This is a genomic window from Silvania confinis, assembly GCF_025564085.1.
Taxonomy (GTDB): Bacteria; Pseudomonadota; Gammaproteobacteria; order Enterobacterales; family Enterobacteriaceae; genus Enterobacter; species Enterobacter confinis.
On record NZ_JAMGZJ010000077.1, the window covers coordinates 778054 to 791441 of the forward strand.

General features: G+C 53.7%; 12 protein-coding genes and 1 rRNA gene. 8 read left to right on the forward strand and 5 right to left on the reverse strand.

Translation table 11 applies throughout. The features are described 5' to 3' along the window. The first annotated feature begins 307 nt into the window (after positions 1 to 307). Positions 308 to 1927: an L-aspartate oxidase gene (nadB, locus tag M8013_RS17625; protein WP_271269077.1), complete on the forward strand. Its 1620-nt coding sequence runs from the start codon at positions 308 to 310 to the stop codon at positions 1925 to 1927. Here the strand turns inward: nadB and trmN are convergent. After that, positions 1912 to 2649, reverse strand: coding sequence for a tRNA(1)(Val) (adenine(37)-N(6))-methyltransferase TrmN (gene trmN, locus M8013_RS17630; protein WP_271269078.1), 738 nt, complete (start codon positions 2647 to 2649; stop codon positions 1912 to 1914). The two genes, nadB and trmN, sit on opposite strands and share 16 nt — an antisense overlap. Positions 2650 to 2782: 133 nt before the next feature. Between trmN and srmB the strand changes: the two genes are divergently transcribed. After that, entirely contained in the window at positions 2783 to 4111 is a 1329-nt protein-coding gene (gene srmB, locus M8013_RS17635; RefSeq protein ID WP_271269079.1) for an ATP-dependent RNA helicase SrmB, read from the forward strand. Positions 4112 to 4156: 45 nt separating this feature from the next. On the opposite strand, the gene grcA is transcribed toward srmB, so the two are convergent. Then, on the reverse strand, positions 4157 to 4540 hold the full coding sequence (gene grcA / locus M8013_RS17640) for an autonomous glycyl radical cofactor GrcA (protein WP_271269080.1): 384 nt from the start codon (positions 4538 to 4540) through the stop codon (positions 4157 to 4159). A gap of 311 nt (positions 4541 to 4851) precedes the next feature. Here grcA and ung point away from each other — a divergent pair, with 311 nt between their 5' ends. Then, positions 4852 to 5541, forward strand: coding sequence for a uracil-DNA glycosylase (gene ung, locus M8013_RS17645; protein ID WP_271269081.1), 690 nt, complete (start codon positions 4852 to 4854; stop codon positions 5539 to 5541). A gap of 82 nt (positions 5542 to 5623) precedes the next feature. Here the strand turns inward: ung and M8013_RS17650 are convergent, their stop codons facing one another. Then, complete coding sequence (locus M8013_RS17650; protein WP_271269082.1) at positions 5624 to 6724, reverse strand: tRNA/rRNA methyltransferase; 1101 nt, start codon at positions 6722 to 6724, stop codon at positions 5624 to 5626. Positions 6725 to 6931: 207 nt separating this feature from the next. Between M8013_RS17650 and trxC the strand changes: the two genes are divergently transcribed. The 5 genes from trxC (at position 6932) to M8013_RS17680 (ending at position 12654) form a co-directional block, all read left to right on the forward strand. Further along, complete coding sequence (gene trxC / locus M8013_RS17655) at positions 6932 to 7351, forward strand: thioredoxin TrxC (protein ID WP_271269083.1); 420 nt, start codon at positions 6932 to 6934, stop codon at positions 7349 to 7351. Positions 7352 to 7422: 71 nt separating this feature from the next. Beyond that, positions 7423 to 8121, forward strand: a complete 699-nt coding sequence (gene tapT / locus M8013_RS17660; RefSeq protein ID WP_271269084.1) for a tRNA-uridine aminocarboxypropyltransferase — start codon at positions 7423 to 7425, stop codon at positions 8119 to 8121. Between the two features lie 35 nt (positions 8122 to 8156). Then, a complete protein-coding gene (locus M8013_RS17665; RefSeq protein WP_271269085.1) occupies positions 8157 to 10820 on the forward strand; it encodes a bifunctional acetate--CoA ligase family protein/GNAT family N-acetyltransferase in 2664 nt (887 codons plus the stop codon). 110 nt (positions 10821 to 10930) lie between these two features. Beyond that, positions 10931 to 12286: a CDP-diacylglycerol--serine O-phosphatidyltransferase gene (gene pssA / locus M8013_RS17675; RefSeq protein ID WP_271269110.1), complete on the forward strand. Its 1356-nt coding sequence runs from the start codon at positions 10931 to 10933 to the stop codon at positions 12284 to 12286. A gap of 44 nt (positions 12287 to 12330) precedes the next feature. Further along, positions 12331 to 12654: a YfiM family lipoprotein gene (locus M8013_RS17680; protein ID WP_271269086.1), complete on the forward strand. Its 324-nt coding sequence runs from the start codon at positions 12331 to 12333 to the stop codon at positions 12652 to 12654. Between the two features lie 17 nt (positions 12655 to 12671). Here the strand turns inward: M8013_RS17680 and M8013_RS17685 are convergent, their stop codons facing one another. Next, complete coding sequence (locus tag M8013_RS17685; RefSeq protein WP_271269087.1) at positions 12672 to 13127, reverse strand: DUF4385 domain-containing protein; 456 nt, start codon at positions 13125 to 13127, stop codon at positions 12672 to 12674. Between the two features lie 139 nt (positions 13128 to 13266). Further along, a 5S ribosomal RNA gene (rrf, locus tag M8013_RS17690) occupies positions 13267 to 13382 on the reverse strand. Between the last annotated feature and the right edge of the window lie 6 nt (positions 13383 to 13388).

Below are 13388 nucleotides of genomic sequence, written 5' to 3' on the forward strand. Positions count from 1 at the left end.
CGCCTTTGTTTTTGTTAATCACGTCGCAGACTGTTCATTTTCTATCATTATAAGTCTGATACTGATACGCACCCAATTTCTGATAAGAAATGGCATTTTCCGCCTGAAGGTTACCGCAAGACGGGCTTTATTTCATCACAAAATCTGAAGCTAACGATCTGCTTCGCAAAATATTTTCGTCTTTTTGTGCTGGCATCGTGTCGCCCCGCGTGTTTAGCCATTGCAACCTAGCTCAAATAAAACGTGCGATTCATCGCATTCGGGTGCTATGCTGGCCCGACAATGTTTAGTAAATTAAACAAACATCATGAATGCAAAGTCTGAACTTACCTGTGATGTACTGATTATCGGCAGCGGCGCCGCCGGGCTCTCGCTGGCGCTGCGTCTCGCATCACATCAAAAAGTGATTGTCCTCAGCAAAGGTCCTGTCAGCGAAGGCTCAACATTCTATGCCCAGGGCGGTATCGCCGCGGTGTTTGATGAGACCGACAGCATCGATTCGCACGTGGACGATACCTTGATTGCCGGGGCCGGGATTGTGGATCCACACGCCGCCAGATTTGTCGCCAGTAACGCTCGACAGTGCGTACAGTGGCTTATCGATCAGGGCGTGTTGTTTGATACCCACGTGCAGGCAAACGGTGAAGAGGGCTACCATCTGACGCGGGAAGGCGGGCACAGCCATCGCCGGATCCTGCACGCAGCAGACGCCACCGGTAAAGAAGTCGAAACCACACTGGTAAGCCAGGCGCTGAATCACCCGAACATTCAGGTGTTGGAACGCAGTAATGCGGTCGACCTGATCATTTCCGATAAAATTGGCCTGCCGGGTACGCGTCGCGTAGTCGGTGCCTGGGTCTGGAACCGGAATAAAGAAACGGTTGAAACCTGCCGGGCAAAATCCGTTGTGCTGGCGACCGGCGGCGCGTCCAAGGTCTATCAATACACCACCAACCCGGATATTTCCTCAGGAGATGGCATTGCCATGGCCTGGCGTGCTGGCTGTCGGGTAGCAAACCTGGAATTTAACCAGTTTCACCCGACTGCATTATTCCATCCGCAGGCGCGTAATTTCCTGCTCACCGAAGCCCTGCGCGGCGAAGGCGCGCACTTAAAACGTCCTGACGGGACGCGCTTTATGCCGGATTTCGATGAACGTGGCGAGCTGGCCCCGCGCGATATCGTCGCCCGCGCCATTGATCATGAAATGAAGCGTTTAGGCGTGGATTGCATGTATCTGGATATCAGCCACAAGCCCGAGGAGTTTGTTCGCCAGCACTTCCCAACCATTTATGAAAAGTTGCTGGGATTAGGTATCGACCTCACCAAAGATCCAGTGCCTGTAGTACCTGCCGCGCACTACACCTGCGGCGGCGTGATGGTGGACGATCACGGGCGAACCGATGTTGACGGTCTGTACGCTATCGGCGAGGTGAGTTATACCGGCCTGCACGGCGCTAACCGCATGGCATCCAACTCTCTGCTCGAATGTCTGGTGTACGGCTGGTCGGCGGCAGAGGATATTATTAAGCGCATGCCTTACGCACGCCATGCTGAAATCCTGCCGGCCTGGGATGAAAGCCGGGTGGAAAATCCGGATGAGCGGGTTGTTATTCAGCATAACTGGCACGAGCTGCGCCTCTTTATGTGGGATTACGTAGGAATTGTGCGTACCAGCAAGCGCCTGGAGCGAGCCTTGCGCCGCATTACGATGCTTCAGCAGGAAATGGATGAGTACTACGCCCATTTCCGCGTCTCGAACAATCTGCTGGAATTACGCAATCTGGTGCAGGTGGCTGAGCTTATCGTACGCTGCGCCATGATGCGTAAAGAGAGTCGTGGTTTGCATTACACGCTGGACTACCCGGAGCAGCTTGAGCACTCCGGGCCATCCGTGCTTTCACCGCTGGATCACATGAACAGATAAAACTCGCGGGTCAGCGCCGTGTAATCGTCGGAATAACGCTGATCTGGCCCGCGGATCACCATCCTGTCGCTGAAGCACTCACCCTCTTTCGGCGACAGCGCCAGCAATACCCGATGTGGGAGTCTGCCCTCAGTATCCGCAATATCAGTACGCAGGCGTAAAAACCAGCCCATCTCCAGCGCGTTTTTAACAAATGCGCTGCCCGTACTTTCCGGGAGCACCACGCAGAAGAAGCCCTCTTCAGAGATAAGCTCAGCCGCACTGGTAAGCAGTGCGCTGTGGTCGAGCGAGCCCGTATAGCGGGCCTGGTCGCGCTCAGGCGTCGCGCACTGGACGCCTGTTTCATAATAAGGAGGATTGCTGATAATTAAGTCATAGCGCGCCGTTTGCTCTGGCGCCCAGCTGAGAACATCCGCACAATGAAGCGTAATACGCGAAGCCCAGGGTGATTCGGCCACATTTTCACCTGCCTGCCCGGCTGCCTGGGGATCCAGTTCAACCGCATCGAGGGTGACTGATGCTTCGGTACGCTGGGCCAGCATCAGCGCGAGTAATCCGCTACCGCTGCCAATATCAAGGATACGCTTAACGCCAGCAACCGGCGCCCAGGCGCCCAGTAAAATGCCATCCGTGCCGACTTTCATCGCGCAGCGATCGTGAGCCACAAAGCACTGCTTAAAGGTAAAACCATCGCGGCGCAATTGCGCTTTGAGTTGAGACATGTCAAAGCAACCTTCTTCTTCAAAACTGGAGTAGCATAGGGGAAAGCGAAGTGGTGGAAAAGGGATATCCATACAAACAGATGAAGATTGCAGCCATAACGTCTATAATCAGCGCCCCACACAGAGGTAGAACATGACTGTAACGACTTTTTCCGAACTTGAACTCGATGAAAGCCTGCTGGAAGCCCTCCAGAATAAAGGCTTCACACGCCCGACTGCCATCCAGGCGGCAGCCATTCCGCCTGCATTAGAAGGCCGCGACGTACTCGGTTCAGCGCCGACAGGCACCGGTAAAACGGCGGCGTACCTGCTGCCCGTCTTGCAGCATCTGATTGATTTTCCACGCAAGAAATCTGGTCCACCGCGCATTCTTATTCTGACACCGACACGTGAGTTAGCCGTACAGGTTGCAGAACATGCGCGTGAACTGGCCGCCAATACCCATCTGGATATTGCCACCATCACCGGCGGCGTAGCTTATATGAACCACGCCGAAGTGTTCAGTGAGAACCAGGATATCGTGGTCGCCACGACCGGGCGACTGATGCAGTACATCAAAGAAGAAAACTTTGACTGTCGTGCTGTTGAAACGCTGATTCTGGATGAAGCAGACCGCATGCTGGAATTGGGCTTTGCGCAGGACATTGAACATATCGCAGGCGAAACGCGCTGGCGCAAACAAACGATGCTGTTCTCCGCCACGCTTGAAGGCGATGCGATTAAAGACTTTGCGGAGCGTCTGCTGGAAGATCCGGCAGAAGTTTCTGCCACGCCGTCCACGCGTGAGCGCAAGAAAATTCACCAGTGGTATTACCGCGCGGATAACTATGAGCACAAGTTTGAGTTACTCAAACACGTGCTGAAACAAGATGATACGACGCGTACCATCATTTTCGTCCGTAAACGTGAGCGAGTGCATGAGTTGGCCGCTCAGCTGCGTTCTGCAGGCATCGATAACTGTTATCTTGAAGGTGACATGCCGCAGGTGAAGCGCACCGAAGGGATTAAACGTCTGACTGAAGGTCGCGTTAATGTCCTGGTGGCTACCGACGTAGCGGCACGTGGTATCGACATTCCTGAGGTAAGCCATGTCATCAACTTTGACATGCCACGCAGCGGGGATACCTACCTTCACCGTATCGGTCGTACCGGACGTGCTGGTCTCAAAGGTACGGCTATTTCTCTGGTTGAAGCGCATGACTACTTGCTGCTGCAGAAAGTAGGTCGCTATATCGAAGAGCCTGTGAAAGCGCGCGTAATCGATGAACTGCGACCGACAACGCGTCCACCGAGTGAGAAAATGACGGGTAAGCCGTCTAAGAAAGTGCTCGCGAAGCGCGAAGAGCAGAAGCAGAAAGACAAAGAAAAGCCGCGCGAGAAGAAACGTCACCGCGACGCCAAGAACATTGGCAAACGCCGTAAGCCGAGTGGCACAACAGCGACTTCTGCGAAAGAAGAATAAAAAAACGCCGGGCTTATCACCCGGCGTTTTTATTTCCAGCGAACCTTACAGGCTTGCGGTAAAGGTACGAGCAATAACGTCGCGCTGCTGTTCTGGCGTCAGTGAGTTGAAGCGAACGGCATAGCCTGAAACGCGAATCGTCAGCTGCGGATATTTTTCCGGGTGTTTCACCGCATCTTCCAGCGTTTCGCGGCGCAGAACGTTAACGTTCAGATGCTGACCACCTTCTACGCGCACTTCCGGTTTGATTTCCATTGGGATTTCGCGATATTCGATTTCGCCCAATTTGCTTACCGGTACAATTTCATCTTCAGCAAAACCGGCTTTCGCGACAACGCAGCGCGCTTCGCCCTTTTCGCTGTCCAGCAGCCAGAAAGAGTTCAGCAGGTCGTCATTTGCAGCTTTAGTAATCTGGATACCCGTAATCATATGTTTCTCCCTTAAACGACAGTATTAGGTGTCTGCCCTGTTCAGGGCAATTGGTAAAACCATTGTTGCTTGAGTGTATATATATCAGTCGACCACCCGTCATTCATTGACCTAAATCAATAAAAACCACACCAGAACAAGGGTGATGACTTAGTGTTATTGTTTTATATCAATTTTAACCCCTGCCTGATTTCAACTTTTTTAATAATTTTTAAATATTATTCAGCAGGATGCCGTTTTTGGCCTGTCGATTTTGCTCCGTCGTCATAAGCAGTTAAGCTAGACGCAGAGAAAATTCGCAGGAGAGCGAGATGACAACCCTTTTGACCTGGCACGACGTACTGGCCGATGAAAAACAGCAGCCCTATTTCGTGAATACCCTGAATACCGTTGCCGCCGAACGCCAGGCAGATATCACCATTTTTCCCCCGCAGAAAGATGTCTTTAACGCCTTTCGCTTTACCGAACTGGGCGATGTGAAAGTGGTGATCCTCGGTCAGGATCCTTATCACGGGCCGGATCAGGCCCACGGACTGGCATTTTCCGTGCGTCCGGGGGTGGCGACGCCGCCGTCGTTGCTGAACATGTATAAAGAACTTGAAGCTTCGGTACCGGGTTTTAGCCGACCGGCACATGGTTACCTGGAAAGCTGGGCGCGACAGGGCGTGCTGCTGCTGAACACGGTGTTGACGGTACGTGCCGGACAGGCGCATTCACATGCCAGTCTGGGTTGGGAAACGTTTACGGATAAAGTGATAAGCCTGATTAACCAGCACCGCGAAGGTGTAGTGTTCTTGCTGTGGGGTGCACATGCGCAGAAGAAAGGGGCAATTATTGATACCCAGCGTCACCATGTGCTGAAAGCGCCGCACCCTTCACCGCTGTCAGCACATCGCGGTTTTATGGGATGTCGTCATTTTGTACTGGCAAATGAATGGCTGGAAAAACAGGGAGAAACGCCAATTGACTGGATGCCGGTGCTACCGGCCGAGAGCGAGTAAATACGTTTTGTGTGCCGGGTAAGGCGAAGCCGCCCCCCCGGCACATTGCCCGGCAGTCGCCGGGCCTACAAGCAAAGCCTGATTACGCTTTGTTCTGATGCCACCACTCGGCTAACAGCACACCGGTTGCAACGGAAACGTTGAGACTTTCAACTTTGCCGGTGCCATCGATAGAAACGCTGAGATCGGCACTTTCCAATGCTGCATCAGACAAACCATCACGCTCCTGACCCAGCACCAGTACCATCTTACGCGGCAATGTTGCTTTAAACAGCGGCGTAGTGCCCTTGTGGCTGGACGTCGTCACAATGGAATAGCCAGCTTTACGGAACTGCTCGATTGCATCCAGTACGCTGTCACCGGTGATCGGTTGAACGTGTTCCGCTCCGCCTTCTGCAGTACGGATTGCAGCACCAGATTCCAGCAGCGCTGCATCCTGCAGCAGCACGCCTTTGACACCGAAATGTGCGCAGCTGCGCATCATTGCGCCCAGGTTATGTGGGTTACCCACATCTTCCATCGCCAGCACGCAGTCGTCTTCATCAGCCTGGCTGACCCACTGCTCTACGGTGGTGCCGTTACGTTTTTTGATGATGAAGCAAACACCACCATGGTGCTCGGTGCCAGACGCTTTGGCGATCTCAGCATCATCTACAACGTGATAAGCTTTACGGTTGGCCGCCATCCAGCGCAGCGCTTCTTTGAAACGCGGCGTAACGCTCTGGATAAACCAGGCGCGAACGATGCAATCAGGGCGGCTCTGGAACAGGGCCTGACAGGCATTTTCGCCATACACACGGGTTTCTTCCGCACGTTGACGACGGATAACTTCAGGATCGATAACCGTTTTACCGCTCATGCTGCCATGATCGACAGGTGCCGTCGATTCAACGCCTGGAGCGCGAGAAACAGTGCGCCATGGGGACGCATCGCGACTAAAGTCATCACGTTTAAAATCATCGCGTTTACGATCGTCACGTTTGCGATCGTCGCGTTTGCGGTCATCACCGCGGCTATTTCTTTCATCGCGGGCGGGGCGACGGCCACCGTCTGCACGAGATGGCCCTGGACGTCCGCCACCTTTTCCGGTACGCGGATTTTCGGTGCGTTTATCTGAGTCATCATCACTGCGGACATACATCACTTTGACCTTGCCGCTTTTGTTTTTCAATTCGTCGTTCATGCTTTTCTCCACCAGCGCTGCGCGAAGCGCGCAGATTACCCGATGTACCCGCGCATAGCCATTACTTCGTATCAAAGCCTGTGACTATTGTTCTCATTGAATAAAACGCATTGTCGTTTCAAACAGGGTCGTTGATAATATGTAACATATTAGAAACATGATCGGCGTCATGCCGGTTTGCTCCCCCTGCTCTACCTGAGGTTAGTTATGAATACCGTATGTGCCAACTGCCAGGCCCTTAACCGCATTCCAGACGATCGAATTGATGATGGTGCAAAATGCGGTCGCTGCGGTGAGGAATTGTTCGATGGTGATGTCATTAATGCTACCGGTGCAACTCTGGATAAACTCCTCAAGGACGATCTGCCCGTAGTTGTCGACTTCTGGGCACCCTGGTGTGGCCCGTGCCGTAATTTTGCGCCGATCTTTGAAGATGTCGCTGAAGAGCGTAGCGGCAAAGTGCGTTTCGTTAAGGTCAACACCGAAGCTGAACCTGAGCTTAGCGCCCGTTTCCGCATTCGCAGTATTCCAACCATCATGATTTTTAAACAGGGTGAAGTCGTGGACATGCTGAATGGCGCAGTGCCAAAAGCCCCCTTTGATAGCTGGCTGAACGAATCTCTCTGACATTCCGGGGCACGTAACTTGTGCCCCGCTCTCGCCTCTGCGAGAATGGCGTTTTTCCTGCGCTCCCCCCCATGACTGATAACGCCGTACTGCAATTGCGTGCCGAACGCCTGGCCCGCGCAACCCGCCCTTTTCTTGCCCGTGGTAACCGTGTTCGACGCTGCCAACGCTGTCTGTTGCCGTTAAAACAGTGCCTGTGCGCCACTCTGGCACCCAGCCACGCCCGGAGCCGGTTCTGTCTGGTGATGTTTGATACCGAACCGATGAAGCCCAGCAATACCGGTCGTTTGATCGCCGATATCTTACCGGATACCGCCGCCTTCCAGTGGTCACGCACCGAGCCGCCGCAGGCACTGCTGGATTTGGTCGCCAGCCCAGATTATCAGCCAATGGTGGTGTTCCCGGCATCCTATGCAGGTGCGGAGCGCCAGGTGCTTGCCGCCCCCCCTTGTGGAAAGCCGCCGCTGTTTATCATGCTGGATGGCACCTGGACCGAAGCGCGCAAAATGTTCCGTAAGAGTCCTTATCTGGATGCGTTGCCGGTAATCTCTGTCGATCTGTCCCGCGTATCCGCTTACCGACTGCGTGAAGCACATGCCGAGGGCCAGTATTGCACCGCCGAAGTGGCCATTGCCCTGTTGGATCTGGCGAGCGACATCGAGGCGGCAAACGCGTTGGGCAATCACTTCTCTTATTTTCGCGAACGCTATCTGGCGGGAAAACCTAATCGTACGGGAAGCATCACAGCAGCGGAGCTGGAAAGCGTTTAAAATCATCAGGTCATTCGCCTTTTCAGGAGACTTGCATGAGCCAGCGCGGGTTAGAAGCGTTACTCCGCCCTAAATCCATCGCCGTTATTGGCGCATCGATGAAACCCGATCGCGCCGGTTATCTGATGATGCGAAACCTGCTGGCAGGCGGTTTTAACGGCCCGGTACTGCCAGTGACGCCTGCTTATAAAGCGGTGCTCGGGGTACTCGCCTGGCCAGATGTCGACAGCCTGCCCTTCATTCCCGATCTCGCGGTGCTCTGCGTTCACGCCAAACGCAACATTGAGTTACTTGAGGCGTTGGGGAAAAAAGGCTGTAAAACCTGCATTATTCTCTCTTCGCCGTCTGAACAGCAGGCCGCGTTGCTGGCCTGCGCCACGCGATACCAGATGCGTTTGCTGGGGCCAAACAGCCTGGGACTTCTGGCGCCGTGGCAAGGGCTGAACGCCAGTTTCTCTCCTGTTCCCATTCGCAAAGGTAAGCTGGCCTTTATCTCCCAGTCGGCAGCGGTTTCAAATACGATCCTCGACTGGGCCCAGCAGCGCGAAATGGGCTTCTCCTATTTCATCGCCCTCGGTGATGGGCTGGATATTGATGTTGATGAACTGCTGGATTTTCTGGCAAGAGATACCAAAACCAGTGCCATCCTGCTGTACCTTGAGCATCTCAGCGACGCGCGACGCTTTGTCTCGGCCGCGCGCAGTGCTTCACGCAATAAGCCCATTCTGGTCATCAAAAGTGGCCGTAGCCCGGCCGCCCAGCGCCTGCTGCATTCGCATTCGGGGATGGACCCGGCATGGGATGCCGCTATTCAGCGTGCTGGGTTGCTACGCGTGCAGGATACGCACGAGCTCTTCTCAGCGGTAGAAACGCTCAGCCATATGCGTCCGCTGCGGGGTGAGCGACTGATGATTATCAGCAACGGTGCCGCACCGGCAGCACTGGCGCTGGACGAGCTTTGGCTGCGTAATGGCAAACTCGCCACGCTTAGCGAACCGACGCTATCGCGCCTGCAGGATGCCATGCCGCCCGGCGTGGAGCCTGGCAATCCACTCGATCTCCGTGATGACGCCAGCAGCGATCACTATCTCAGCGCCCTGAATATTTTGCTGGATAGCCAGGATTTTGACGCTCTGATGGTGATTCACTCTCCCAGCGCCGTGGCACCCGGCAGTGAAAGTGCTCGCTCTCTGATTGAAGTGATCAATAAGCATCCTCGCGGGAAGTATGTCTCTCTGCTGACCAACTGGTGCGGTGAGTTCTCCTCTCAGGAGGCGCGCCGTCTGTTCAGTGAAGCGGGGTTACCAACCTATCGCACCCCGGAAGGGACGATCACTGCCTTTATGCATATGGTTGAGTACCGGCGTAACCAGAAGCAGCTGCGGGAAACCCCTGCCCTGCCGGGCAATCTGACGGCAAATACCGGCCACGTACGCAGCCTGTTGCAAAGTGCCATTGACGACGGTGTACGGCGGCTTGACACCCATGAAGTGCAACCCATTCTGAATGCCTACGGCATGCATACTCTGGCAACCTGGATTGCCAGCGATAGCGCAGAAGCGGTGCACATTGCCGAACAGATCGGTTATCCGGTGGCGTTGAAGCTGCGTTCACCCGATATCCCCCATAAATCTGAAGTTCAGGGAGTGATGTTGTATCTGCGCACCGCTGCGGAAGTTCAACAGGCTGCGGATGCGATCGTCGATCGTGTAAAAATGGCCTGGCCTCAGGCGCGGATCCACGGCCTGCTGGTGCAAAGTATGGCCAACCGCGCGGGGGCACAAGAGCTACGAGTGGTTGTCGAACAGGATCCGGTGTTTGGTCCGCTAATCATGTTGGGCGAGGGAGGCGTTGAGTGGCGCCCGGAAGAACAGGCGGTCGTTGCTCTACCTCCGCTAAACATGAACCTGGCGCGCTATCTGGTGATCCAGGCGATCAAGAGTAAGAAGATCCGCGGTCGCAGCGCCCTGCGCCCACTGGACATTGCCGCACTCAGCCAGTTTCTGGTGCAAGTCTCGAACCTGATTGTCGACAGCCCGGAAATTCAGCGCCTGGATATTCATCCTTTACTGGTATCGGGCTGTGAGCTGACCGCGCTGGATGTCACGCTGGAGGTTGCCGCATATACCGGTGACCGCGAAAGCCGACTCGCCATCCGTCCGTACCCTCATCAGCTTGAAGAATGGGTAGAGATGAAAAATGGCGAACCATCGCTGTTTCGCCCCATTCTTCCGGAAGATGAACCGCAGCTTCAGCGCTTTATTGCGCAGGTGACAAAAGAAGATTTGTACTATCGCTACTTTAGCGAAATCAACGAATTTACCCATGAAGATTTAGCCAATATGACGCAGATCGACTACGATCGGGAAATGGCTTTTGTAGCCGTTCGACGAACGGAGGAAGGCGATGAGATCCTTGGCGTCACGCGTGCGATCTCCGATCCGGATAATGTCGATGCGGAATTTGCCGTGCTTGTCCGCTCAGATCTGAAAGGCCTGGGGCTGGGAAGAAAGCTGTTGGAAAAGCTTATCGGTTACACGCGCGATCACGGGCTTCTCCGTCTGAATGGCATTACGATGCCCAACAATCGTGGCATGGTCGCTCTGGCGCGGAAATTAGGCTTCACTGTTGATGTCCAGCTCGAAGAGGGCATTGTCGGACTGACGCTGCAGCTGATGCCAGCAGGTAAACAAGAGTAAGGTACTGGAAATGTTGACCACTTTAAACGGCACTGGTGGTATCATTGCCGGCTTATGTCGTCTGCATAGTACATATAATCCTTCAATGAACAGAGAAGAAACGCACTGTGATGTTGTCAAAATTTAAGCGTAATAAACATCAACAACACCTTGCTCAACTACCGAAGATTTCTCAATCAGTTGATGATGTAACGTTCTTTTATGCTCCCGCCCAATTTCGGGATACGCTTCTGGAAAAAATTGCCAGCGCAACGCACCGTATCTGCATTATCGCCCTTTATCTTGAACAGGATGAGGGTGGCAGCGCCATTTTACGTGCACTGTATGATGCCAAACGTCTGCGCCCGGAGCTTGACGTTCGCGTTCTGGTCGACTGGCACCGTGGTCAGCGCGGACGCATTGGCGCCGCCGCCTCTAACACCAATGCCGACTGGTATTGCCGAATGGCCCAGGAAAACCCAGGCGTCGATGTGCCCGTTTATGGCGTGCCGGTGAATACCCGCGAAGCGCTTGGCGTCCTCCATTTTAAAGGCTTCATTATTGATGACAGCGTGCTGTACAGTGGCGCCAGTCTGAATGATGTCTATCTCCATCAGCTCGATAAGTACCGCTACGACCGCTACCACCTGGTCCGCAATGCCCGGATGACTGACGTTATGTTCGAATGGGTGGATCAGAACCTGATACAGGGTCGCGGCGTGAATCGCCTTGACGATCCGCATCGGCCAAAAAGCCCGGAGATCAAAAACGACATTCGCGTTTTGCGTCAGGAACTGCGCGATGCCACTTTCCATTTCCAGGGTGATGCTGATAACGAGCAGCTCGCAGTGACGCCATTAGTGGGTCTCGGTAAATCGAGCCTGCTCAATAAAACCATCTTTCATCTGATGCCCTGCACAGAGCATAAGCTGACGATTTGCACGCCATACTTCAACCTGCCGGCTGTACTGGTGCGCAATATTATTCAGCTTCTGCGCGACGGTAAAAAGGTGGAAATTATTGTCGGTGATAAAACGGCTAACGACTTCTTTATCCCGGAAGATCAGCCGTTTAAAATCATTGGCGCGCTGCCTTATCTTTACGAGATTAACCTGCGTCGTTTCCTCAGCCGTCTGCAGTATTATGTTAATACCGATCAGCTGGTCGTGCGCCTCTGGAAAGATGAAGACAATAGCTATCATCTGAAAGGGATGTGGGTTGATGATGAATGGATGCTGCTCACGGGGAACAACCTTAACCCGCGCGCATGGCGTCTGGATCTTGAGAACGCTATTTTGATCCACGATCCACGCCAGGAGCTCGCAGCCCAGCGCGATCGTGAGCTGGAGTTGATTCGCACTCATACCACGGCGGTGCGTCACTATCGCGATCTGCAAAGCATCGCCGATTACCCGGTCAAAGTGCGTAAGCTGATTCGTCGTTTACGCCGTATCCGAATCGACCGCTTAATCAGCCGTATTCTGTAACCCACAGGCCCTGTCTTCGACGGGGCTTTTTTATGGAATCCGCTATGCGTTTAGCTTTGATCCTCACTGTTATGTTTCTGACAGGCTGCAGCCATACGGCAAACGATCGCTGGCAGGGCCAGGATAAAGCCCAGCACTTTCTTGCATCAGCTATGCTCTCCGCCGCCGGAAATGAATATGCGCAGCATCAGGGTCACAGTCCCGACCGCAGCGCGGCCATTGGGTTTATGTTTTCTGTCAGCCTTGGGGCATCGAAAGAGCTCTGGGATAGTCGCGCTGAAGGAAGTGGATGGAGCTGGAAAGACTTTGCCTGGGATGTAGCGGGTGCAACGACCGGTTACGCTGTCTGGCAGCTAGCGGAACATTAGCGAGAGTAAGCGCTGACTCATCCCCACTGTTTTTGATGCGCCTGTTTTCGTTGCACATAATCCCGATCGGCGCGAATTTTATCCCACCATTCTTTAAAGATCCCAGCCGCTTCCGCTTTGACAGGGTCGTGATCTAATGGCCGAACATTGCCCTCTTCATCGTATTTTTTTCCACCCTTGTGATTGGCATAGCGCCTTGCACGGGTATATCCCATTTGAATGAATTTTCTTGCCATATCCATTCCCACAAAATCGTTTTGCTGGCGGTATTGCTCAAATAGCGCATAGATTTCCTGCGCAGAGGTGGTGGCAACTTCAGCATTTTTATATCGCCAGTGAGGCAAAATTTCGCTTTTATAGGGTTCAACTGACAGAACGCCTTGTTCCCCTCGCCCGACCTGATAGCGTTCAGGATGAGTGCGAAAATTTGTATTAGCGAAATCCTGCTGATAATTAAAGGGGCGGTTCGGCAAAATAACCTCAACATCACGGTGTGTCTCACTATTTTAGCCAGATATTGCCCGGTTTGCCGTACAGAGGGAAGATTTTGGGTATGAATAATAGGCACGAAAAAACCCCGCACCTTACGGTACGGGGTTCTTCTTATTTGATGCCTGGCAGTTCCCTACTCTCGCATGGGGAGACCCCACACTACCATCGGCGCTACGGCGTTTCACTTCTGAGTTCGGCATGGGGTCAGGTGGGACCACCGCGCTAAAGCCGCCAGGCAAATT